Source organism: Streptomyces sp. NPDC001056 (genome assembly GCF_053598955.1).
Window position 1 is genome coordinate 30,834 of the sequence record NZ_JBSFLI010000034.1, and the last position, 21,949, is coordinate 52,782.

A 21,949-nucleotide genomic window follows, 5' to 3' on the forward strand; every position below is an offset into this window, starting at 1 on the left:
CGAAGCGCCGTCCGTACCATGGGGGTTGCTCACAGGTCTGCGACGAGGGGGAGCGAGCGGCGGCATGGACCAGTTGGTGGAGTTCGAGACCGAGGACGGCGCCCGCGTCGTGGTCGAGGGGGCCACCGCCGGCACCCGGCCCGGCACCCGGCTGGTCTCGCGCGGCGACGGGGTGGTACAGGCGGCGCGCACCTTCGAGGGCGCGCTGGACGGCGTGCGGGCGGCGGCCGAGGCCGCGCTGCGGGTCTTCCGGGACGGCAGCCTGCGGCCCGACTCGGTGGAGATCGAGTTCGGGGTGAAGATGTCCGCGGAGGCCGGTGCGATCATCGCCAAGGGGTCCGCGGAGGGCCAGCTGGTCGTCAAGCTCAGCTGGGCTCCCGGGACTTCGCCCGTGGTGTCCGGCGTGCCCGGTCAGACCGCCGTCGGCCCGGAGTCCGCCGAGCGCCCATGAACAGTGCCGCCTGGCATGCCCGGATCCACTGTGGCCACGAGGTGGGCGCGGGATTCCTGGTCACCGCCCGCCGGGTGCTCACCTGTGCCCATGTCGTCCGCTTCAGCGACCAGGACACGGTGTCCGTGGTCTTCCCGCACGCCAGGGAGCTGGGCGAGGTGTCCGCGTCGGTCGTCGCGCACGGCGGCTGGGCGGGCGGCCTCACCGACCCCGGCGACGTGGCCGTGCTCGAACTCGACCGGGAGGTGCCGCTCGCCCCGGCCCGCTTCGCCCCGCCGGGCGCCGCGTACACGGAGCCGTACCCCCGGCTGGTCGCCTACGGCTTCCCCGGGGGCTACGACGAGGGCACGCTCGCCGAATACCGGGCCGTCTCGGGCCAGTTGATCGCGGGAGAGTGGCTGGAACTGGTGGCCTGGCAGGGGCACGGGCAGCCGATCGTGGCCGGGTTCAGCGGGGCGGCGGCGACCCTGCCGGACGGCCGGGTGGTCGGCATGGTCACCTCGGCCTCGGAGGCGCCGGACGTGCGCAAGGGCCGGATGCTGCCGCTGGACGTACTGGCCCGGTACTGGCCGGAGTTGGGCGAGCTGGTGCCCACGCCGGGCCATCGGGAGGACACGCTGCGGGAGTTGTACGAGCTGCTGCGGTGCGTGCCGGGCGCCCGGGAGTGCGATCCCAACCGGCTGTACGTGGACGCGGTGGGCGCCTTCGGGCCGCCGCTGCCCGCGGGCGGATTCCCCACGCTGGGGGCGGCGGCCGCGTATGTGCAGTGGGAGGTGCCCGACCCGGCGGCGGTGGAGCGGTTGGCGGGACGGCTGCGGGAGCTGGTGGGCGCGGGCCCGGTGGCTCCGCCCGCCCCGCCGCTCGCGAGGGCTACGGAGGACGGGAAGGCCGCGCAGGCGTCCCCGCCCTGGGCGCCGGTCGTCGTGGAGATCGACCACAGCGGCGCCGGGCTCGACCAGGTGACCGTGGAGGTGTCGGCGTACCGCGACGGACAGCGCCGCCCGGTGGGCACGCGCCGGCTGCCGCGTACCGACGTACGGTCGTACGTCCAGCACCGCATCGACGACGCCGTCGCCCATCTCGACCCGGACGCCGAGGAACTGGTGACCTTCGTGCTGCCGCGCGAGTGGCTCAACGAGGCGGTGGCGCACTGGGAGTGCGGCGCGGACGACAGCACGCCACTGGGCTGCGCCTACCCCCTCGTGGTGACCGACCGCGCGCGGCACCGCAGCAACCGGTTGCGGCACCAGCTGCGCAAGAAGTGGCAGAAGCTGGACGGCGGGCGCCCGGTGGAGGTGCACCGCGTGGAGTGCGGCAGCCAGGAGCGGCCGCCGAGCCTGCGCAAGCGGCTGTGGGACGGCGACGCGGGACTCGCCGGGTTCGCGGTCCCGCCGACGGCGGCCCGGGAACACTTCGAGATCGGCCTCAACGTCCCGGTCCCGGTCCTGCTGTGGTCCCGTACGGGTTGCCCGGCCGGGGTGCACGGGGAGCGGACGTGCGCAAAGGCGCACGAGGACCCGCGCCAGGCCTGGAGCGGACACCGGGAGGCGGCAGCCGCGGTGACCGTGACCGCCGACCCGCCCCGTACCGGAGCCCGCTGCCCCGGCGCCGCCTTCCTGGACCAGCTCGCGGTCGCCGTGGCCGAGGTCCCGCCCGCCGAACTCCCCCGTCACGTCCGGTCGTTACGGATGACGGCGGACGCCGCCGACGAGCCCGACCGGCACTGGGCGCGGGACCTGCAGCTGCTCTGGGACGACCCCCGCTGCTTCCCCGAGCCCGCCGCCAGCCTGCACTCCCCCGTCGACTGACCGCCCGCACCCCCACCACGGAGAAGAAGAAGCCATGCCCCTGTGGCCCGTCTACACCGGTACGAACGCGCCGCACGACGGCATCGCGCAGCTGCCCCCGCCGCCCCCGTGGCGCGCCTTCGACGGCGGCCCGGTGCTGGACCCGCCGGACGCGTCCGCCGACCGCTCGGCCGTCTCCCCGGACCGGGTGCACCGCGCCGAGACGTACCGGGCCACCGAGGACACGGTGCAACTGGTCAACGCGGCCCTGTACCTGCGCCGCCCGCTGCTGGTCACCGGCCCGCCCGGCACCGGCAAGTCCTCCCTGGTGTACGCCGTCGCGCGCGAGCTGCGGCTCGGTCCGGTGCTGCGCTGGAACATCACCAGCCGCAGCACCCTGCACGACGGGCTCTACCAGTACGATCCGCTGTCCCGCCTGTACGCGGCACGGCAGCAGGCGACGCACCAGGACCGCCCGGAACCGCCGGGCGAGGCGCCCGACGAGACCGGCATCGAGCACCATCTGCGCCTCGGCCCCCTCGGCACCGCCCTGCTGCCCTACGACCGCCCCCGCGCGCTGCTCATCGACGAGATCGACAAGAGCGACCTCGACCTGCCCAACGACCTGCTGAACGTGCTGGAGGAGGGCCAGTACCAGATCCCCGAGCTGGTGCGCGCCGCTCGGCTCGCCCCGGACGGCACCGCCCGGGTCCTGGCCGACGGCACCGACGAGCGGGTCCCGGTGGTGCGCGGCCACGTCCGGTGCCGGGCCTTCCCGTTCGTCGTGCTCACCAGCAACGGCGAGCGCGAGTTCCCGCCCGCCTTCCTGCGCCGCTGCGTCACCCTGCACCTGCGCCGGCCGGACGACCGGCATCTCGCCGACATCGTCCGCGCCCACCTGGGCGAGCCCGACGCCTACGCCCGCGAACTGATCGGCCGCTTCCTGGACCGCACCAGCGCGGGCGACCTGGCCACCGACCAGCTCCTCAACGCGATCTACCTCGCCCGTACCAGCGACCTGGACACCGGGTCCCTGGACCAGCTGGCCGAGCGGCTGATGCCGCACCTGGGACAGAGCGCGCAGACCGATGTCTTCTGACACCCCCGGCGCCCCGGAATCCGCGGACGCCCCGGACGCCCCGGACGCCCCGGACGCCCCGGACACCCTGGCCCGCCTCGCCGCCGTACTGGCCGAGGCGGGCCGGGGCGTGCCGCCGACCCCGCGCGAACTGGCCGAACTGCTGTGGCTGGCCCGGCACATGGGGGCCGAGGACCCGGGGCAGGGCACTCCGGCCCTCCCCGCCCAGGACCCCAAGAGCGCCGCACCGCGGCCATCGCCCTCCCGCCCCGCCCCTGAGCCCCAGCCCCGGTCCCAGCCCCCGGAGAACGAGCGGCACCAGCCGCCCCCCGCCCCACCGGCCGTCCCCGAACCCCCCTCCCGGGTCCCGCTGCGCCTCCCCTCCCCCGCGCCTTCCGCGGACCGCCCGCCGCACACCACCCTGCTGGCCCCCGCGCCCCCGATGCTGCGCCACCCGCTCGCCCTCCAGCGCGCGCTGCGCCCCCTGCGGCGCCGGGTCGACGCGCCCATCGGCCGGGAGCTGGACGAGCGGGCCACCGCCGACCGCATCGCCCGCCTGGGCGCGCGACCCGACGGATGGCTCCCGGTGCTGCGGCCCGCCCGGGAGCGCTGGCTGAGCCTGAACCTGGTGTACGACGCCGGTCCCACGATGCCGGTCTGGCGCCCGCTGGTCCGCGAACTGCACACGGCGCTGGCCCAGTCGGGCGCGTTCCGCACGGTCACCCTGTACCGAGCCGACGCCGACGGCACGGTGCGCGGCCCCGACGGGCAGCTCCCCGCGGACGGCCGTACCGTCACCCTGCTGATCAGCGACTGCATGGGCCCGCAGTGGCGGGAGGGCCCCGCCGGCACCCTCTGGTACGCCACCCTGCACCGCTGGGCGCGCCGGATGCCGCTGGCCGTCGTACAACCGCTGCCCGAGCATCTGTGGCGGGAGTCGGCGCTGCCCGCCGCACCCGGCCGGCTGTCGGCGCCGCACCCGGTGGCGCCGTCCGCCGCGCTCACCTTCGCGCCGTACGAACGGTGCGAGTCCGACGAGGCGGCGGCCGCCGTCACCCTCCCGGTGCTGGAGCCGGAGCCGCGGTGGCTGGCGAACTGGGCCGGGCTGATCAGCACGCCGGGCGGCACCCGGTTCCCGGCGGCCGCGGCCCGGTTGGGGCGGCCGTTGCCGGTCGACGCGGAGGACCGTACGGACATCGGCGGGCTGTCCGCCGAGGAGTTGGTGCTGCGGTTCCGGGCGACCGCGTCCCCGGAGGCGTTCCGGCTGGCCGGGCATCTCGCGGTCGGGCGGCCCGACCTGCCGGTGATGCGGCTGGTGCAGGCCGCGGTGGAACCGGACCCGCGGCCGCAGCACCTGGCCGAGGTCGTACTCAGCGGCATGCTCACCGCGCTGCCGGGGGCGCCGGCCGGGTCGTACGCGTTCCGGGAGGGGGTGCGGGAGCTGCTGCTGCTCGGGCTGCCGCGCACCGAGCGCAATCGGACGGTCGAACTGCTCGACCGGATGGGCGAGTTCATCGACGAGCTGGCGGGTCGGGCGCCGGGCGGATTCCGGGCGGTGGTGCCGTCCGAGCGGGGTCTGCCGACGCCCGTGGAGCACGAGCCGGTCGCCATGCTCCGCGCGGAGAGCGTGCGCAGGCTGGCGCCGGCGGGCGGCGGGGGGCTGCTCGCGGGGCGGTACCGGCTGGTGCGGAGGTCGCACACGGGGGACCGGGGGTGGGTCGCCGAGGACACGCGGGACGGGGGTGCGCTGGTCGTCGTGTGCCGGTACGCGCCGGACGAGCTTCTCGGCCCCTTCGCCCAGGTCTGCCGGGACCTCATGGAGGTGGACGAGCCGGGGATCGCGCGGGTCCTCGATCACGGCTTCGACGGCGGGACTCCCTATCTGGTGCGGGAGTTCGTCGAAGGGCCCACGCTGTTCCAGCGCATGGCCGTCGCGGAGTGGCTGTCCCTCGCCGAGACGGACGCCCTGACGCGGAAGCTCGGCGAGGCGGTCCTCGCGCTGCGCAGGCGGGAGGGACCGTGCGGCGAGCTGACCACCCGTTCCGTGGTCCTCTCCCCGAACGGGCCGGTCCTGACGTGTCTGGACGCCGCTCCGGTCGTCCACGGGAGCCGCCTGGAGACCGTCGCGGCGTTCTCGGACATCGTCGACGCCCTTCAGGGCAGCCCCCAGGTCCTCTTCACCACCGGCGACCTCACCGGCCACCCCGAGACCCGCATCACGCTCGAAGCCGCCGTGCACGAGATCCTCTCCCGGTCGCTGCCCGTCGACCGGTTCCGGGTCGAGGCCCTCCCGGACGGCTACCGGGTGCGCACCGGTCCCGACGCCTACCTGCTGCCCGTCCTCGTCGCCGTGCTGCGGGAACTCCCTTTCAGCGTGGCCGGGTTGACGGAGCCGACGGCGTTGCGGGTGATGTTCGGGACGTCGTTCGGCCAGCTGCCGCAGGCCGCCACCGGCATCGACGTCCTCGTACCACCCGCGCTCTACGACGAGTTCGCCGCCAGCTCCGCCGCGCGGGACGCCCCGCCCTTCGAGCCGGTCTACTACGACGACGCCCCGGACGCGCCCGCCGCGGCCTGGCACTGCCCGCTCACCACCGAGCGCCCCCGGCGCCAGCTGGTGGAGGGCCCGTTCATCACCCAGGACCTGCGCGAGCTGGGCGTGCCCACCCCGGGGCGTACGGCCGTCGTGCACACCCGCCCCGGCGGCACCCTCACCCTGCTCGACCCCATCCGCCCGTACGCCCCCCGCCCGGAGACGTACTACACGGTCGACCTCACCGTGCAGCAGGCCCGGCGCACCCTGTCCCTGCCCGGTTCCGGGAAGACGGCGTTCACGGCGGTGGCGGAGCTGACCTGGCAGGTGACCGACCCCGTCGCCTTCGTCCGGGCCGGTGTCGCCGGCGTCTCCGCCCTGCTGCTGGAGCACCTGCGCGAAACGGCCGCCCGGATCACCGCCCGGCACCCGGCGCGCCGGGCGGGCGCCGCCGAGCGCGCGGTGAACGACGGGGTGCGCGACTGGCCGGTGCCGGGACTCACCGTGTCGTACACCGTGCGGCTGGGGACGCGGGGCGCGGACGGGCGCGGACGGACCGCCACCCCGCCGCCGGGGGCCCTGCTCACCGGGGCCGAGTGCGTACTGGTCGGCTTCGAGGGGCCCCTCGCCCGGTTGTTCACCGCGCAGAGCGCCCACGCGGCCGTACTCGACCTGCTGGGCATCGTGGCCGAACACCGCGATCCGCAGGACGCGTTGGCGGGGCAGCCGCTGCCGGTGGCAGGGGGACGGGGGGTGTTCCCGCATCCGCTGGATCTGCTGCGCGCGTTCGCCCGGGACCGGCTCGGGCCACTGCTGGAGGAGCGCCTTGAGGAGCTGGAACTGGCCGCCGTGCCCGACGCGCCGATGACGCACCGCTCGCTCGCCCTGGTGCGCGCGCTGCACAGGTCCGGGCGGCGGGTGAGCGTGGTGTCGGACGTGAGTTCCCGGGCGGTGCAGCGGGGCGTGCAGTCGTACAAACTGCCTCTCGCGGGGGTGCACGCGCGCCGCGGGGATCCGGGCCTGCTGACGCCGAACCCCGGCTGTCTGCTCCGGGCCCTGGCACACCTCGACGTGCCGGCCCACCGGGCCGTGCTGCTCGGTTCCTCGGTCGCCGAACTGACGGCGGCCCAGCGGCTCGGCCTGCCCTTCATCGGGTTCGCCCCGTCCGTCTCCGGGCGGCGGCTGCTGCGCGACGCCGGCGGGGAGGCGGTCGTCTCCACGCTCGAACCCCTCCTGGAGGCGATCCGCGCCGCCTGACCCGGCGACACACCGGGGAGCCCCGCGATTACCCCCGTTCGGCGGCGCCCCGCCCGGCCCCCCACAAAAGGCGGGCGGACCGGCGCGGCGCGCAGGATGCGGAGAGCAGGGAATGCCCCCGCGCCCGGAAGGAGCTGCCGTGTCCGTCAGCCTGGAGCAGTTGCGCCGCTGTCACTTCGCCGTCGACCTGGGCGCGGCCCGGACCCGGGTGTACGTGAAGGGCGCGGGGCTCGTCGTGGACCAGCCCTCGGTCGCGGCCGTGAACGTCCGTTCCGGCTCGCTGATCGCGGTGGGCGACTTCGCGGAACAGATGACCGGCCGGACGCCGGACTACATCAGGGTCGTACGGCCCGTCTCCGGCGGCACGGTCGTCGACATCGACATGGCCCAGCGCATGCTGCGGCACCTGATGGGCGACAAGCTGCGCCGGGCGCTGCGCCGCAAGGCCCGGCTGCGCGCGGCCGCGTGCACCCCGCACGACGCCGATCCGCTGGCCCAGCGGGCGACGATCGAGACGCTGCTCGGGCTCGGCGCGCGCCGGGTGGAGCTGGTGGACACGCTGATCGCGGCGGCGGTGGGCTGCGGGCTGCCGGTGGAGCGGCCCGAGGCCACCATGATCATGGTGTGCGGGGCGGCGGCGACGCAGGTCGCGGTGCTGTCGCTGGGCTCGATCGTCACGGCCGAGCGGATCCCGGTGGGCGGGGAGGCCGTGGACCACGCGATCGTGCAGTACCTGCGGCACACGCACCAGCTGTTGCTGCCGAGCCACTCGGTACGACCGCTGCAACTGGCCCTGTCCGGCACCGGACTCACCCCGCAGGGACCGGCCCGGACCGAGATCAACGGCCGGGACGTGGCCACCGGGCTGCCGCGCACCGTGCGGATGGACACGGCGGCCGTGCGCAAGGCGATCCAGACCCCGCTGACGGCGGTCCTGGACGGCATCGGCAAGGTGCTGCGCGAGTGCCCGCCGGATCTGGTGGCCGATCTCGTCGACCGCGGGGTCATCATGGTCGGCGGCTCGGCGCTGCTGCCCGGGTTCGACCAGATGGTGCGCGAGGCCACCGGGATGCCGGTGGCCATCGCCGAGCGCCCGGACGTGTGCGCGGCCCAGGGGCTCGGCGAGATGCTGGAGGGCCGGATCGAGCCGCTGGTCCTCGACCCGCTGGCCGCCTGAACTCCCTTCGGCCGAGGGGAGGTCCAGTAGGCGTGGTCGGCCGTGATGTCCGCGGACAGGTCGAGGCGGCACCGTGCGGTCTCGGGGCGCAGGCCCATCAGGAGGTGGGTCAGGGCGCCCACCGCGGCGAGGTGGGCGATCCGGCTGGCGGAGGTCTCCAGGCCGAAGACGAGATCCTGGCCGCCGGCCACGAGCACATGGCGGCTGGTCTCGCTCAGCGGTGAACGGGCGACGGGGATCGGGCTCATGCGCTAGTGCGGTCCGCCGAGGTGACAGCGGATCGTCGTACCGTCCGTCCGCGTGTGCGTCCGCACCAGGTCCGCCACCAGGTTGACCAACAGCAGCCCGCGACCGCCGCGTTGGTCACGGTCGGCGGGCCGGCGCCCGGCCAGCGGATCGGTCAGCCGGCCCCCGTCGCGCACCTCGCACAGCACCTGGCCGTCCTGCGCCCACACGGTGAGCGTGCCCCGACCGCCGCCGTGCACCACGCTGTTGGTGGTCAGCTCGGCGGCGACGAGGGTCAGGTTCTCCAGCGCCACACCGGCGAGCCCCAGCCCGCCGCCGTGCCGGGTGGCCAGGTGCCGCACCGCGGGCAGCCGGTCCGCGTCGAACGCGACGCGGAGCACCCCGGGTCCGTCGGCCGGCGGGGGCGGCAGCGGCGCGTTGCAGCGGGCGACGACGCCCTCCGGGTCGTAGGCCGCACTGGGCCGCTCCTCGGCGCCCTCGATGACGACGGGATGGGTGGCCCACGCGTCGGCCAGCGCCCGCGGGTCCAGCGCGGCGGTGTCGTACGGGCACAGGATGGTGACCTCCCGCCCCCGGAACGCGGCGTTGATCAGCGCCTCGTGCTGCACACAGGCGGGGTACTCGGCGGGGCCGCGCCCCGCCCAGACCGGCTCGCCGATGATCCGGGTACGCCGTCCGGGAGGCTGGGCGTCGGCGAAGGCGCGCAGCACACCGGGGATGATCCGGCCGGGGTTGCGCCCGGCCTCCCGCATGTCGAGGAACCGCACCCCGTCGCCGTCCGCGCCCAACGCGTCCCGGATCAGCTCCAGCCTCTCCCCGGGCACGGCGACGGCGACCGGCTCGCCGGCGGCCAGCGCGGCGCGGACGAAGGGGACGGTGCCGGCGAGGTAGGCACGGGTGCCGCCGTAGAAGAGCGCGGGGTGCGCGAAGGGCTCGCCGCTCATCGGACACCTCGCTTCCCGGCAGCCTGGGCCACGCCCGCGCCTGCCCCTGTCCGCGCCGGCGAAAACCACACGGCGCGGATTCCGCGGACGGTCCGGCCGCCCTATGGGACACGGGGGGTGTAGGCGTCCGCACGCAGGGCAGGCGACTCACGTGGTGCCCATGGACCGAGCGGGAGGGGAGACATGACCTCAGCGGGACTCGCAGCCCACACCGTACGACTGGACGCCCTGGTGATCGACGCCCGTACGCAGGGCCGGCGCGCCGTGCTCGCGGCCCGCGGCGAGCTGGTGCACGGCGGTACGGACACCCTCGGCGACGCCCTGGCCGCCCTGCCGCCGGGCATCACCGCGGTGGAGCTGGACCTGGCCGGGGTGTCCTTCCTGGACACGACCGGACTCGCCTGTCTGGACCTGCTGGCCGAGTACAGCCGCCGCCGCGGCGTACGCGTCACCGCGTGCGGCTGGCGGGGCCAGCCGCGCCGGGTCCTGGAACTGATCGGCCTCGACACCACCGATCCGCTGCGCACCGGCGAGGCCGCCGCGGGGGGTCCGGCCGGACCCCCGGTCCGCACCACCTCCGCGGTCGCCCGGGAGCGCGCCGAACAACTGGACGTCCTGCGCCTGGAGATAGCCCAGCTGCGGCACGCGCTGGACTCCCGCCCCGTGATCGACCAGGCCCGCGGCGTCCTGATGGCCGCCCACGGGTGCACCCCCGACCAGGCGTGGGAGATCCTTCGCGACGCCTCCCAGCACTCCAACACCAAGGTCCACCGCATCGCCGCCGCCATCATCGCGAGCGCGGCCCCGGACGGCCCGCCCCCGCCGGAACCCGCGCGCAGCGCCTTGCGCACCGCCGCCGCCCGGCACCTTCCCTGAGGCGCACCGCACCTCAGTACGGCAGCACGCGCCCCGACGGGGTCCTGCGATCGATCTCCTGCTCCCGCGGCGCAACCGGCCGCCGGCTGACCCGCACCCGAATCCGACGGTCCATGACGCCTCCTGCTGCCGACATCGGTAGGAGGTCCGTGCCCACGCAAGGAGGGCTTCAAGCCCCGCGGCCGCTGCGGATCCACGCCATGGCGTCCGCAGGCCGACGGCCGACCCGGTACCGGACTTCAGGAGGCGGGGGCCAACAGCGCCGTTTCGGCCATGCGGGGAGGGCCCGCTACGTCGACCGGGTGCAGAGAGGCCGCCATGCGGGTGGGACTCGAACCCACGGCCGGGAGCAGGCCGCCGCGCCCACGGCCATGGCCATGATGGCGGCCTGACACAGCGGCGGCCCGTCATGGCCCTGACCACCACCGCGGCCAGGGCCCCTTCGTTACTGCCAGCCGTGCAGGGTCAGGCCGCTGGGCTGGTCGAGGCAGCCGTGTTCCTGGGGGGGCGGGGTGGTGGCTGGGGGTTCTGACGGTAGCGGGAGGGCGGGGATCGCGTCGGCGATCCGCCGCGCGACCTCCGACGGGGGTATCCCGCAGAGCGCCGCACCGCGCGCGGACAGTCAGCGAAGTCAGCTATGTCGGCGCGCCTTCCGCCCCCAGGGCGGGCAGCGCCGGGGGCGGAAGGCCGCGCCCGCGACCAGCGCGCGGGCCCGGCACCACCAGGCGGCCAGCGCGGCCACCTGGCGCCCCTTCTTCCTGTCGCGGTGGCGTCGACCTCCCATGCGGCCTGTCGTGCCTCCGCCTCCAGCGCGGCCGTCTCCGACTGCGGCGCGTGCAGGATCCGCGGCGTCCCCTCGTCGCCGGCATCCTCCGCCTCGGCGAGCATCCGCACCTCAGCGGATACCGGCACGTACTCGGCCATCCGGCGAATCACGCTCTTCGACCACTGTCGTCGAAGTGGGTGTGCCAGTAGCTGTTCGGCTTCCCCGATTCCTCCGCACGCCGGTACGCCCGGCCGTACTCGTCGCGGATACCCTCCACGTCCTCCCGGGACATGTCCGCCCCGGCGACGTCGCGTCCTACGAGGCCTGGCAGCGCAAGTGCGGGTACAGCGGGACAGCCGCCACCTGGCCGCCCGGCCCCACCACCTGGGCCAAGCTCCGCGTCCCCAACAGCTGAAGGGAGCCCCTGATGAAGGACTCGACCAAGCACACCCTGCGCACCATCGTGCCGACCGCCCTCGGCATCGCCGCGGTGCTGCCCGCCGTGGTGGGCGTCGCCGGGATCCCCAAGGCGCTCCCCTGGGTGGCGGCCGCGCTCGCCATCGCTGCCGGCGCGACCCGCGCCATGGCCCTGCCCGCCGTCCAGGCCCTGCTGCCCGGCTGGCTGCGCACCGACACCGGGGCCCGCGAGTGACACCGCCCGAGACCGTCGCGGTCGAACTGACCGAGCTGAGGGGAGAGATCCGCACGGGCCTGGAACAGATCAAGGGCCAGCTGGCGGTGCTGGTCGCCCGGACCGACCGCACCGACGAGGACCTGAAGCAACTGCGGACCGACACTGAGAAGGACCTCGGCGGGCTGCGGGCCGAGATCGAGGCCCTGAAGGGGAGCCGTTGGCCCCTCGCCCAGCTCAACGCCCTCGTCGCGGGCGGCGCCCTCGTGGCCGCCGGCGCCGCCCTCGTCCTGCACTGAAACCACCACGGCCCCCTTCCGCCACACGGCGGAAAGGGGCCCTTCGTCATGCCCAGGGTCAGTCCAGAGCTTCGATCGCCCGGCGGATGAGCAGCCGTGCGTCCGCGCCGTACACGGCCATCGCACGGAGCCGCTCGAACGTGTCCAGATACTGAGCAATCTCGCCGGGCTGCGTCACGTTCACCTCGGCGGACACCAACTCGACCGACACAAGGCGGTTGTCGTAAATGTGGAAGGTCTCCTCGGGCCAGTGCGTCCGCCGGGCCGTCGTCGGGACGATACCGAGGGATACCGCGGGCAGCGCGCCAGCGGTGAGTAGGTAGCCGAGTTGCGCGGCCATCACATCCGGGTCCGCGATCCGGTAGTGCAGGACTGGCTCTTCGATGACCACGACGAAGCGGTGCCCCTGCTCGTGGATGATACGGGAACGCGCAATGCGGGCTCGGGCGGCTTCAGCGCTGTCGCCAGCCGGAAGGCCGTGAACGTCCGCGGCGATCCCGAGGACGGCGAGCGCGTAGCCCTCGGTCTGGAGCAGACCGGGGACGAGGCCTGCTGAGTACAGCCGGTGGCACTCGGTCTCGCGGAACGCCTTCACGCGGCTTTCCTGGATGTGCCGAAGCCCGGCGCGGACCTGGTCGCGCCACTGCCGGTACATCGACTCGGCGTTGATGGACTGGATGACTAGATCTTGAGCCTGGTCGTCGGCGTGGGCGGCGGCACACCAGTTGCGGATGTCATTGGCCGAGGGCCCGGTGAGGGCGTTCTCAATGCGGGAGGTCTTGGAGTAGTGCCAGCCGCACGCAGCAGCCAGCTGCACGACCGTCAGGCCGGCTTCCTTGCGGAGGTCGCGCAGCCGGTGAGCCACGGATTCACGGGCGGCCTGGGCTGAGGAGGACGGCGATGCGGGCATGAGCTGGCTGCTGGTGCTTCCTGGTCAGTGAATCTCGTACTGGGCGTGGGGGATGGCTCGGGACCAGACGTTTTCGAATGCCTCCGCGCAGAGCTTCGCGGCGACGGCATCGTCGGAGATCTCATGTCCGACCATGGCGCCGTTGCCGGAGAAGTAGCCCCAGCGGATCACACGGTCGTCGAACAGCCAGAAGTCGTTCCCAGGCAGTGCGATATCCGAGGCGTGCCGGCGGGGCAGCCACCGCGTCGGCCGGGATGCCGATGGCATGCCCTGGTACTTCGAACTTTGCGCACTCTGCTTCCAGCTCGGGGCTCGGCTTCCAGCCCTGGAAGACGAGTTCCTGTTTTTCCTCGTCGACCCACACGGTGGGAGAGTCTGCTGTCTTCGTATCGGGGTCGATGCCGATGAACCGTAGTGTCACGCCCTTCTCCATTCACGCAATGTGCAGTTCTTTGCGTCACGGTCGCTTCGTCGGAGTGGTCGGTCAAGGGCGCGATTGCGACAACTGTGCGGCTGGTTCGCCATCCATGCAAAGAACTGCACATCGCTGGTCTTGTTGCACATGCCGCTTCTAGCTTCGGCGGGTACGCAAAGGCCCCGGCAAGGCGGTCACCTCCCGGGGCTGGCCGACTGCGAAGGAGTCGACGTGCCGAACCGTACAGTCCGAGCGGCCGCCCTGACAGAGCACAACCGCGCCCCCGCGGACGTCCGTACGATGCGCGCCACTGTCCGCCGGCTGCTCGCCGAAGACGCCGAACTCCCCAGCGCCGAGGAACTGGAGACGCTCACGCTGCAACTGCGCGGCCATCTCATGGTGCTGATTCCGGAGGTGGACACGGCAGCTGGCCGTTGGCCGGACGACGACGTTCCCAAGGTGTGCGCGCGGGCCTGCATCGGCGAGTCCCGGATGCGCCTCAACCTGGAGCCTGGCAGCACCCTGCCCGCCGGTGTCGCGCACGCCCAGCGTCTCGCCCGCTCCGTCGGCGCCCTCTGCGACCACCTCGAAAACCTCGGCCGCGACCACACCTGACCCGGCCTCTGCCCAGCCAGTCGCAAGGTCTGCCGTCGGCGCTACCCCGCCCCGGCGGCGGACCTACCACACAGCGCACCATCCGTTGCGGTGAACCAGTTTCGGCACCGCATGCGGACACATGGGCGCCCACGTCCTCGACGTCGAGGACTACGCCTGCCCCGACTGCGCGCCCGACCCCACGATCTCCCGTCCGTCTCGTGCGAGTTGCGGGGAGACAGACGGGTCCACGTCCTCATCGACGAGGGCAACCATCCACAACAGGAGGCAAACGTGACCGTCACCTTAGAACGTCCCGTGAGCGCCACCGACGCGCTCACCCTGGTCGCCCCCGAGGTGGCCGACCGGCTCGTCCGACGTATCACGGCCGACCACCCAGACATCACCAGGATGACCGCGCGCCGCATCGTCGGCCAGGCCGCCGCGTTCATCGCCGCGTCCGGTCAGCAGCCCGGCCAGTCCCTCGCGCCGAGCAAGCTGGTCGACTACGGCTGGCACGCGTTCATCCTGCACACCGTCGACTACGCCGTCTTCTGTCAGCGCGTCGTCGGTCGCTTCGTCCACCACGTTCCCACCGGTGAGGACGAGTCGCTGCCCGGTGGTGCGCAGGCCACTCGGAAGCGCACGCTGGCCGCCATCGCCGCGGCCGGGTACACGATCGACGACGAGCTGTGGGGCGCCACGGGCGAATGCTCGCAGTGCCATGCCGGATGCACCGACAGCCCCAACAGCGGCAAGAAGTAACAGCGCCAACCGTGCAACACTCCAGCCGTCCGGCTTCACAGCTGGACGGCTGGCCCTATGAACGGAACAAGACGTGACAGAAATGGCGATCGCCTGGGACGCCTACTCACGGCAGCGGCCCGAGCGCCGGCCGGTGAACGCCCGCGGTGAGACGACCTGGTTCAACTGGACCCAGTACGAGGACCACGGGCCCGGCCCGGAACTCCTCGGAGTGAAAGCCGGGGCCCGTGTGCTGGATCTCGGCTGCGGGAAGGGCGGGAACGCCGCGCATCTCGCCACCCTCGGGCTGCGGACCGTCGGAGTGGACATCGCCTCCAAGCAACTGGCCGCCGCTCGGGAACGGTGGGGGCGGACGCCGGGGCTGGAACTGCTGCAGGAAGAAGCCGTCAACTTCCTTGAGCAGGATCGCGAGGGCTTCGCCGCGGTGTACTCCGTGTACGGCGCTGTCTGGTTCACGGACCCCGCCCGAATCCTCCCAGCCATCCGTGCGCGGCTACGCCCCGGCGGCCGACTCGTGTTCTCCCAACGCCCCCCGACCGAGGGCTGCTACGGCTGCCAGGCCTCCTACATCCCGGGCGACGCCGACGAAGACCCCCTCGTCGTGAAACGCTGGGACCACGAGCCCGAGACGTGGGAGCAGCTGCTCTGCGAATACGGGTACAGCAAGGTGCGCGCGAGGGTGCTGCCTGCCCCGCCCGGTCGGCGAAAGGTCGGCACATTGATCGTCGAGGCCTGCATCTGATCTCAGACCGCAGCCCCGGCTGGCACCTTGCCGACCGGGGCCGCTCCATGTCTTGATCGTCATCCGTTCGGGCGAGCAGCGGGCGAGCTATCGATCTTCAGCGTGTCGGTGCGCGCATCCCTGGTTGGGAGGGTGCACAGTCGGCGCAGGTGAGATCGTTCCTGCGCCGCCGTGCGGTGGTGGGGCGGGTGGGACTCGAACCCACGGCCGACGGATTATGAGTCCGCTGCTCTAACCGGCTGAGCTACCGCCCCATAGCGGCGTGTCGCGTACACGTGTGCGCGCCGTCTGCCGCAGCATAGCCGCTCATACGATCTCCTGCTTCGGATGGTCGGCTTCCGCGCTGCTCATGACCTTGAGGACATCGGCGCAGGCACGGCGGTTCCCGCGGACATGAAAAAGGACCCCGGAGGGGCCCTCGTTCAGCGTGCTCCCCCGACTGGACTCGAACCAGTAACCTGCCGGTTAACAGCCGGCTGCTCTGCCAATTGAGCTACGGAGGACCGAAGCTCCCCCGACTGGACTCGAACCAGTAACCTGCCGGTTAACAGCCGGCTGCTCTGCCAATTGAGCTACGGAGGATCGCCTCGATTGCATCGAACGCCCCTCCCTGGGTATTCGCCGGGGGGCGGTCGCTCGCTGCGACACATACATTAGCGCAAGCAGGGGGGTGCTCCGCCAATCGGTTCCCTCCGGGACCTGCGCCGCACCACAGACCTACACACGGGAAGGGTGGCAGCCATGCGCTACCGGCTCACGTTCATCGCCGGACTGGCCCTCGGTTACGTACTCGGCACACGGGCCGGACGCGAGCGCTACGAGCAGCTGAAGAAGTCCGCTCGCCGGTTCGCCCAGAACCCGGCCGTCCGCAACACCGCCGAGACCGCCGCGCAGCAGGGCCGCACGTACGCCGGCAAGGCCATCCACACGGTCACGGACAAGGTGGGCGACCATGTGCCCTCCTCCGTGGCCCAGCGGGTGCGCTCGCTGCGGGACCGCGCGTCGAACGGCTCGGCGGGCGACGACTGGGGCACCAGCAACACGTAGCACGTCGCACATGCGGCAAGATTCTCCGCATGGGGATAGTCGCCGGTTTGGACAGCTCACCTGATTTCACCCGCATCGTGGTCTGCGACACGGACACCGGTGCCGTACTCAGGCAGGGGTACGCGCCCCATCCGGTCGATCCCCTGGAAGGCAACGCGCGGGCCGGCGACATCGACCCGCAGGCCTGGCTCCTCTCCCTCGGGGAGGCCGCCGGCGGGGGCCTGCTGGAGGGCGTGCAGGCCATCGGCGTCTCCGCCCAGCAGCACGCGCTGATCCCCCTGGACGCCCAGGGCAACACCGTGCGCCCGGCCCTCACCGGCGGCGACCGACGCGCGCAGGTCGCCGCGGCCGATCTCATGGACGCGCTCGGCTCCCGGGAGGCCTGGGCGCAGGCCGTCGGCTGTGTGCCGGGGGCCGCGCAGCCGGTGACCAAGCTGCGCTGGCTCGCCAAGAACGAGCCCGAGAACGCCCAGCGCACCGCCGCCCTGCTCCAGGCCCACGACTGGCTGGTGTGGCAGCTGCTCGGGCGCCCGGCGCGCCGCACCACCGACCGCGGCGGGGCCTCCGGCACCGGGTACTGGTCCGCGGCCACCGGCGTCTACCGCTCCGACCTGGTCGAGCTGGCCCTCGGCCACCAGGCGATGCTGCCGGAGGTGATCGGCCCCTCCGAGGCGGCCGGCACGACCCCGGAGGGGCTGCTGATCTCGGCCGGGACCGGGGAGACCATGGCGGCCGCGTTCGGGCTCGGCATCGGACTCGGGGACGCGGTGGTCTCCCTCGGCGCCTCCGGCTCGGTGATGGCCGTCCACCCCCAGGCACTGGCCGACCAGTCCGGGATGATCACCTCGCTCGCCGACGCCACCGGCATGCACCTGCCGGTCGTCACCACCCTGAACGCCGTCCGCACCCTGCGCGGCACCGCCGAACTCCTCGGGCTGCCCGACCTGGACAGCCTCTCCGAGCTGGCGACGAAGTCGACGCCGGGCGCCCACGGCCTCGTACTCCTCCCCTATCTGGAGGGCGAGCGCACGCCGAACCTGCCGCACACCGCGGGCACCCTCACCGGGCTGCGGCGCGAGTCGATGAAGCCGGAGCACCTGGCGCGGGCCGCGTTCGAGGGCATGCTGTGCGGGCTCGCCGACGCGCTGGACGTGCTGCGCGCGCGGGGCGTGGAGGTGCGGCGGATCTTCCTCCTCGGCGCCGCCGCCGAGCTGCCCGCGGTGCAGGCCGCGGCGCCGTCGCTGTTCGGCGCGCAGGTCGTCGTGCCGCAGCCCGCGGACTACACGGCGATCGGCGCGGCCCGGCAGGCGGCCTGGGCGCTCGGTGTCTCGCAGGGCACGCTGGACCCGCGCACTCCGCCGGCCTGGCAGGGCGCCGCGGCGCAGGTCCTGGAGCCGGGCGAGGAGCTGGCCGTCGGGCAGGCGGTACGGCAGCAGTTCTCGGCGGTGCGGGAGCAGATCCACCCGGGGGCGTTCCACTGAGTCACGCGCGACTTAGCCGCACAAAACACCTCAAACCATCCCACAACAGCGGGCACCCATAAGGCCGTACAAAAATCCGCTGTTGGGTTAATCGGTTGAGGTAACGCGGGTGGAGTGTCCGACGATAGGGGCCAAGGGCACACCGACCAGCCCCTGTCGCCGACTCCGAGAGACGTAGCGTGCTCATACGACTTCTACGGACCTATCTCAGGCCCTACAAGAAACCCATAACCCTTCAGGTCCTGCTGCAGTTCCTGCAGACCTGCGCCACCCTGTACCTGCCCACCCTGAACGCGCACATCATCGACAACGGTGTCGTGAAGGGGGACACGGGCTACATCCTGTCCTTCGGCGCCCTGATGATCGGCATCTCGCTGGTGCAGGTCGTGTGCAACATCGGCGCCGTCTACCTGGGTGCCCGCACCGCCTCGGCGCTCGGCCGGGACGTGCGCGGTGCCGTGTTCGACCGGGTGCAGTCCTTCTCCGCCCGTGAGGTGGGCCACTTCGGCGCGCCCTCGCTCATCACACGTACGACGAACGACGTCCAGCAGATCCAGATGCTGGTCCTGATGACGTTCACGCTGATGGTGTCGGCGCCCATCATGTGCGTCGGCGGCATCGTGCTCGCGCTCGGCCTGGACGTGCCGCTGTCCGGGGTACTGGTCGCGGTCGTGCCGGTGCTGGCCGTCTGCGTGACGCTGATCGTGCGCCGGCTGCGCCCGCTGTTCCGCACCATGCAGACCCGCCTGGACAAGGTGAACCGGGTGCTGCGCGAGCAGATCACCGGCAACCGGGTGATCCGCGCCTTCGTCCGCGACGAGTACGAGCAGACCCGCTTCGGCCGGGTCAACGGCGAGCTGACCGAGATGCAGCTGGCCACCGGGCGGCTGCTGTCGCTGATGTTCCCGATAGTGATGACCGTGGTGAACGTGTCCTCCATCGCGGTGGTGTGGTTCGGCGCGCACCGCATCGACAGCGGCGGGATGCAGATCGGCGACCTGACGGCGTTCCTCGCCTATCTGATGCAGATCGTGATGTCCGTGATGATGGCCACCTTCATGTTCATGATGGTGCCGCGCGCGGAGGTGTGCGCCGAGCGCGTACAGGAGGTCCTGGACACCGGCTCCAGCGTGCTGCCGCCGCTCGCGCCGGTCACCGAGCTGCGCCGGCACGGGCATCTGGAGATCCGCGAGGCAGGCTTCCGCTATCCGGGTGCCGAGGAGCCGGTGCTGCGCGCCGTCCGGCTGGAGGCGCGGCCGGGCGAGACCACGGCCGTGATCGGGTCCACCGGCAGCGGCAAGTCGACCCTGCTCGGCCTGGTCCCGCGGCTGTTCGACGCGACCGAGGGCGAGGTCCTGGTGAACGGCGTGAACGTCCGCGAGGTCGACCCGGCGCTGCTGGCACGGACGGTCGGACTCGTGCCGCAGAAGCCGTACCTCTTCGCGGGCACCGTCGCCTCGAACCTGCGCTACGGCAATCCGGACGCCACCGACGAGGAGTTGTGGCACGCGCTGGAGGTGGCGCAGGCCAAGGAGTTCGTGACCGACCTGGAGGGCGGGCTGAACGCGCCGATCGCCCAGGGCGGCACCAATGTGTCGGGCGGCCAGCGCCAGCGGCTCGCCATCGCGCGCACGCTCGTGCAGGGCCCGGAGATCTACCTCTTCGACGACTCCTTCTCCGCGCTCGACTACGCCACCGACGCGGCCCTGCGCGCCGCGCTGGCCGAGGAGACCGCCGAGGCGACGGTCGTCATCGTCGCCCAGCGGGTGGCGACCATCCGGGACGCCGACCGGATCATCGTCCTCGACGAGGGCCGGGTGGTCGGCTCCGGCCGGCACCAGGAGCTGATGGCGGGCAACGACACCTACCGGGAGATCGTGCTCTCCCAGCTGACGGAAGCGGAGGCCGCCTGATGTCCGGGCCCATGGGACGCATGATGGCCGGAGGCGGCCCCGACCAGCGGTCGATGGACTTCAAGGGGTCGGGCAAGCGGCTGCTCGCCCAGTTCAAGCCCGAACGGCTCACCGTCTACGGCCTGCTGGCGTGCGTGGTCGTCAGTGTGACCCTCAGCGTGATCGGCCCGAAGATCCTCGGGCGCGCCACCGACCTGGTCTTCTCCGGCATCATCGGCCGGCAGATGCCCGCCGGGGCCACCAAGGAGCAGGTGCTGGCGCAGATGCGGGCGCACGGCAAGGGCGCCGTCGCGGACATGCTCCAGAGCACCGACTTCACCCCGGGCAAGGGCATCGACTTCGGCGCGGTCGGCGACGTACTGCTGCTCGCGCTCGTCATCTTCACGGTGGCCGGGCTGCTGATGGCCGTGGCGACGCGGCTGGTCAACCGGTCGGTGAACCGCACGATGTACCGGATGCGCGAGTCCGTGCAGGCGAAGCTGTCCCGGCTGCCGCTGTCGTACTTCGACAAGCGCCAGCGCGGCGAGGTGCTTTCGCGGGCGACCAACGACATCGACAACATCGGGCAGACGCTCCAGCAGTCGATGGGCCAGCTGATCAACTCGGTGCTGACCATCGTCGGCGTGCTGGCGATGATGTTCTGGGTCTCCTGGATCCTGGCGCTGGTCGCGCTGGTGACCGTGCCGCTGTCCTTCCTGGTCGCCACGCGGGTCGGCAAGCGCTCGCAGCCGCACTTCGTGCAGCAGTGGCGCACCACGGGCAAGCTCAACGCCCATGTGGAGGAGATGTACACCGGGCACACGCTGGTGAAGGTGTTCGGGCGGCAGGAGGAGTCGGCGAAGCAGTTCGCCGAGCAGAACGAGGCGCTGTACGAGGCCGGGTTCAGGGCGCAGTTCAACAGCGGTGTGATGCAGCCGCTGATGATGTTCGTGTCGAACCTGAACTATGTGCTGGTGGCGGTCGTCGGCGGGCTGCGGGTCGCGTCCGGCGCGCTGTCCATCGGTGACGTACAGGCCTTCATCCAGTACTCGCGGCAGTTCTCCATGCCGCTGACGCAGGTGGCCTCCATGGCGAACCTGGTGCAGTCCGGCGTGGCCTCGGCCGAGCGGGTCTTCGAACTCCTGGACGCGGAGGAGCAGGAGGCGGACCCGGTGCCGGGCGAGCGGCCGGCAAAGCTGCGCGGGCGGGTCGAGCTGGAGCACGTCTCCTTCCGGTACGACCCGGAGAAGCCGCTGATCGAGGACCTCTCGCTCACGGTGGAGCCCGGCCACACGGTCGCCATCGTCGGACCCACGGGCGCGGGCAAGACCACGCTGGTCAACCTGCTGATGCGGTTCTACGACGTCTCCGGCGGGCGGATCACCCTGGACGGGGTGGACGTGCGCAGGATGACCCGGGACGAGCTGCGGTCCGGGATCGGCATGGTGCTCCAGGACACCTGGCTGTTCGGGGGCACCATCGCGGAGAACATCGCGTACGGCGCTGGAGTGAACGGGGGTGCGCGCAGCGCACTCCTTCAGGGTGGTGGCGGGCGACGGGAGGGCGAGGTCACCCGCGGCGAGATCGAGGAGGCCGCGCGGGCCGCGCACGCCGACCGGTTCATCCGGACGCTGCCCGAGGGGTACGACACCGTGATCGACGACGAGGGCACGGGGGTGAGCGCCGGTGAGAAGCAGCTCATCACCATCGCGCGGGCGTTCCTGTCCGACCCGGTGATCCTGGTCCTGGACGAGGCGACGAGTTCCGTGGACACGCGGACCGAGGTGCTGATCCAGAAGGGCATGGCCAAACTCGCCGCCGGGCGCACGTCGTTCGTGATCGCGCACCGGCTGTCGACGATCCGGGACGCGGACACGATCCTCGTCATGGAGAACGGTTCCATCGTGGAACAGGGCGCGCACGCCGAGCTGTTGGCGGCAAACGGGGCGTACGCCCGCCTGTACAAGGCGCAGTTCGCGCAGGCGGTGGCCGAGGTGGACTAGGCGGGGAGAGGGGGGCCGCTTCCGGGTTTCCTGGCGGCCCCTCTTCCTTGTCCGC

At 72.7% G+C, this 21,949-nt stretch carries 20 protein-coding genes and 3 tRNA genes; 15 read left to right on the forward strand and 8 right to left on the reverse strand.

The window, feature by feature from the left end; all coding sequences use genetic code 11:
* The first annotated feature begins 64 nt into the window (after positions 1-64).
* The 5 genes from ACWDD7_RS30445 (at position 65) to ACWDD7_RS30465 (ending at position 8,283) form a co-directional block, all read left to right on the forward strand.
* Positions 65-451: a CU044_2847 family protein gene (locus ACWDD7_RS30445; protein ID WP_351874683.1), complete on the forward strand. Its 387-nt coding sequence runs from the start codon at positions 65-67 to the stop codon at positions 449-451.
* Complete coding sequence (locus ACWDD7_RS30450) at positions 448-2,259, forward strand: VMAP-C domain-containing protein (RefSeq protein ID WP_450459773.1); 1,812 nt, start codon at positions 448-450, stop codon at positions 2,257-2,259. The genes ACWDD7_RS30445 and ACWDD7_RS30450 overlap by 4 nt, the downstream gene beginning before the upstream one ends.
* A gap of 34 nt (positions 2,260-2,293) precedes the next feature.
* A complete protein-coding gene (locus ACWDD7_RS30455) occupies positions 2,294-3,337 on the forward strand; it encodes an AAA family ATPase (RefSeq protein WP_351874677.1) in 1,044 nt (347 codons plus the stop codon).
* Positions 3,327-7,106 (forward strand): SAV_2336 N-terminal domain-related protein, encoded by a 3,780-nt coding sequence (locus ACWDD7_RS30460; protein WP_450459774.1) that lies wholly within the window; start codon positions 3,327-3,329, stop codon positions 7,104-7,106. Before ACWDD7_RS30455 ends, ACWDD7_RS30460 begins: the two co-directional genes overlap by 11 nt.
* Positions 7,107-7,245: 139 nt before the next feature.
* Positions 7,246-8,283, forward strand: a complete 1,038-nt coding sequence (locus tag ACWDD7_RS30465; RefSeq protein WP_450459775.1) for a rod shape-determining protein — start codon at positions 7,246-7,248, stop codon at positions 8,281-8,283.
* Between the two features lie 251 nt (positions 8,284-8,534).
* Here ACWDD7_RS30465 and ACWDD7_RS30470 read toward each other — a convergent pair whose 3' ends face one another.
* Positions 8,535-9,473, reverse strand: a complete 939-nt coding sequence (locus ACWDD7_RS30470; protein WP_450459776.1) for an anti-sigma factor RsbA family regulatory protein — start codon at positions 9,471-9,473, stop codon at positions 8,535-8,537.
* Between the two features lie 183 nt (positions 9,474-9,656).
* Here ACWDD7_RS30470 and ACWDD7_RS30475 point away from each other — a divergent pair, with 183 nt between their 5' ends.
* A complete protein-coding gene (locus tag ACWDD7_RS30475; protein ID WP_450459777.1) occupies positions 9,657-10,349 on the forward strand; it encodes an ANTAR domain-containing protein in 693 nt (230 codons plus the stop codon).
* A gap of 932 nt (positions 10,350-11,281) precedes the next feature.
* Here ACWDD7_RS30475 and ACWDD7_RS30480 read toward each other — a convergent pair.
* Positions 11,282-11,407: a hypothetical protein gene (locus ACWDD7_RS30480; protein ID WP_392212756.1), complete on the reverse strand. Its 126-nt coding sequence runs from the start codon at positions 11,405-11,407 to the stop codon at positions 11,282-11,284.
* Positions 11,408-11,542: 135 nt separating this feature from the next.
* On the opposite strand from ACWDD7_RS30480, the gene ACWDD7_RS30485 reads away from it, so the two are divergent.
* Together ACWDD7_RS30485 and ACWDD7_RS30490 are read left to right on the forward strand one after the other, a co-directional pair.
* Complete coding sequence (locus tag ACWDD7_RS30485; protein ID WP_450459778.1) at positions 11,543-11,767, forward strand: hypothetical protein; 225 nt, start codon at positions 11,543-11,545, stop codon at positions 11,765-11,767.
* Positions 11,764-12,045 carry a hypothetical protein gene (locus tag ACWDD7_RS30490; protein WP_351867385.1) on the forward strand — a complete coding sequence of 94 codons (282 nt, stop codon included), beginning with the start codon at positions 11,764-11,766 and terminating at the stop codon, positions 12,043-12,045. Before ACWDD7_RS30485 ends, ACWDD7_RS30490 begins: the two co-directional genes overlap by 4 nt.
* Positions 12,046-12,103: 58 nt before the next feature.
* Here ACWDD7_RS30490 and ACWDD7_RS30495 read toward each other — a convergent pair whose 3' ends face one another.
* From ACWDD7_RS30495 to ACWDD7_RS30505, 3 genes are read right to left on the reverse strand one after another with little or no spacing between them, the layout of a single operon-like run.
* Entirely contained in the window at positions 12,104-12,955 is an 852-nt protein-coding gene (locus ACWDD7_RS30495) for a helix-turn-helix domain-containing protein (RefSeq protein ID WP_351867382.1), read from the reverse strand.
* Positions 12,956-12,979: 24 nt separating this feature from the next.
* Positions 12,980-13,168, reverse strand: a complete 189-nt coding sequence (locus ACWDD7_RS30500; protein ID WP_450459796.1) for a DUF6879 family protein — start codon at positions 13,166-13,168, stop codon at positions 12,980-12,982.
* A complete protein-coding gene (locus ACWDD7_RS30505; RefSeq protein WP_450459797.1) occupies positions 13,077-13,376 on the reverse strand; it encodes a hypothetical protein in 300 nt (99 codons plus the stop codon). The genes ACWDD7_RS30500 and ACWDD7_RS30505 overlap by 92 nt, the downstream gene beginning before the upstream one ends.
* 225 nt (positions 13,377-13,601) lie before the next feature.
* On the opposite strand from ACWDD7_RS30505, the gene ACWDD7_RS30510 reads away from it, so the two are divergent.
* The 3 genes from ACWDD7_RS30510 to ACWDD7_RS30520 all read left to right on the forward strand — a co-directional run bounded on the left by ACWDD7_RS30510 (position 13,602) and on the right by ACWDD7_RS30520 (position 15,471).
* The gene (locus tag ACWDD7_RS30510; protein WP_351867376.1) at positions 13,602-13,985 is read left to right on the forward strand and encodes a DUF6415 family natural product biosynthesis protein; all 384 of its coding nucleotides are present in this window, start codon (positions 13,602-13,604) and stop codon (positions 13,983-13,985) included.
* Positions 13,986-14,258: 273 nt separating this feature from the next.
* On the forward strand, positions 14,259-14,729 hold the full coding sequence (locus ACWDD7_RS30515) for a glycine-rich domain-containing protein (protein WP_351867374.1): 471 nt from the start codon (positions 14,259-14,261) through the stop codon (positions 14,727-14,729).
* Between the two features lie 82 nt (positions 14,730-14,811).
* Positions 14,812-15,471, forward strand: coding sequence for a class I SAM-dependent methyltransferase (locus ACWDD7_RS30520; protein WP_351867400.1), 660 nt, complete (start codon positions 14,812-14,814; stop codon positions 15,469-15,471).
* A 177-nt stretch (positions 15,472-15,648) separates the two neighbouring features.
* On the opposite strand, the gene ACWDD7_RS30525 is transcribed toward ACWDD7_RS30520, so the two are convergent.
* The 3 genes from ACWDD7_RS30525 to ACWDD7_RS30535 form a co-directional block, all read right to left on the reverse strand.
* Positions 15,649-15,725, reverse strand: a tRNA-Ile gene (locus ACWDD7_RS30525).
* A 176-nt stretch (positions 15,726-15,901) separates the two neighbouring features.
* Positions 15,902-15,974, reverse strand: a tRNA-Asn gene (locus ACWDD7_RS30530).
* Between the two features lie 6 nt (positions 15,975-15,980).
* Positions 15,981-16,053: transfer RNA gene (locus tag ACWDD7_RS30535), tRNA-Asn, on the reverse strand.
* Positions 16,054-16,212: 159 nt separating this feature from the next.
* Here ACWDD7_RS30535 and ACWDD7_RS30540 point away from each other — a divergent pair.
* The 4 genes from ACWDD7_RS30540 (at position 16,213) to ACWDD7_RS30555 (ending at position 21,894) form a co-directional block, all read left to right on the forward strand.
* Positions 16,213-16,518, forward strand: a complete 306-nt coding sequence (locus ACWDD7_RS30540) for a YtxH domain-containing protein (RefSeq protein ID WP_351870052.1) — start codon at positions 16,213-16,215, stop codon at positions 16,516-16,518.
* Between the two features lie 29 nt (positions 16,519-16,547).
* Positions 16,548-17,999, forward strand: coding sequence for an FGGY family carbohydrate kinase (locus tag ACWDD7_RS30545; protein WP_351870054.1), 1,452 nt, complete (start codon positions 16,548-16,550; stop codon positions 17,997-17,999).
* Between the two features lie 179 nt (positions 18,000-18,178).
* Positions 18,179-19,912: an ABC transporter ATP-binding protein gene (locus ACWDD7_RS30550; protein WP_351870056.1), complete on the forward strand. Its 1,734-nt coding sequence runs from the start codon at positions 18,179-18,181 to the stop codon at positions 19,910-19,912.
* Positions 19,912-21,894, forward strand: coding sequence for an ABC transporter ATP-binding protein (locus tag ACWDD7_RS30555; protein ID WP_450459779.1), 1,983 nt, complete (start codon positions 19,912-19,914; stop codon positions 21,892-21,894). The genes ACWDD7_RS30550 and ACWDD7_RS30555 overlap by 1 nt, the downstream gene beginning before the upstream one ends.
* The last annotated feature ends 55 nt before the right edge of the window (positions 21,895-21,949 follow it).

Bases quoted from the DNA above. Each gene is read 5' to 3' on its own strand.
- ACWDD7_RS30445 (WP_351874683.1), top strand. From the start codon at position 65: ATGGACCAGTTGGTGGAGTTCGAGACCGAGGACGGCGCCCGCGTCGTG.
- ACWDD7_RS30450 (WP_450459773.1), top strand. From the start codon at position 448: ATGAACAGTGCCGCCTGGCATGCCCGGATCCACTGTGGCCACGAGGTG.
- ACWDD7_RS30455 (WP_351874677.1), top strand. From the start codon at position 2,294: ATGCCCCTGTGGCCCGTCTACACCGGTACGAACGCGCCGCACGACGGC.
- ACWDD7_RS30460 (WP_450459774.1), top strand. From the start codon at position 3,327: ATGTCTTCTGACACCCCCGGCGCCCCGGAATCCGCGGACGCCCCGGAC.
- ACWDD7_RS30470 (WP_450459776.1), bottom strand. From the start codon at position 9,473: ATGAGCGGCGAGCCCTTCGCGCACCCCGCGCTCTTCTACGGCGGCACC.
- ACWDD7_RS30475 (WP_450459777.1), top strand. From the start codon at position 9,657: ATGACCTCAGCGGGACTCGCAGCCCACACCGTACGACTGGACGCCCTG.
- ACWDD7_RS30480 (WP_392212756.1), bottom strand. From the start codon at position 11,407: ATGTCCCGGGAGGACGTGGAGGGTATCCGCGACGAGTACGGCCGGGCG.
- ACWDD7_RS30485 (WP_450459778.1), top strand. From the start codon at position 11,543: ATGAAGGACTCGACCAAGCACACCCTGCGCACCATCGTGCCGACCGCC.
- ACWDD7_RS30495 (WP_351867382.1), bottom strand. From the start codon at position 12,955: ATGCCCGCATCGCCGTCCTCCTCAGCCCAGGCCGCCCGTGAATCCGTG.
- ACWDD7_RS30520 (WP_351867400.1), top strand. From the start codon at position 14,812: ATGGCGATCGCCTGGGACGCCTACTCACGGCAGCGGCCCGAGCGCCGG.
- ACWDD7_RS30540 (WP_351870052.1), top strand. From the start codon at position 16,213: ATGCGCTACCGGCTCACGTTCATCGCCGGACTGGCCCTCGGTTACGTA.
- ACWDD7_RS30545 (WP_351870054.1), top strand. From the start codon at position 16,548: ATGGGGATAGTCGCCGGTTTGGACAGCTCACCTGATTTCACCCGCATC.
- ACWDD7_RS30555 (WP_450459779.1), top strand. From the start codon at position 19,912: ATGTCCGGGCCCATGGGACGCATGATGGCCGGAGGCGGCCCCGACCAG.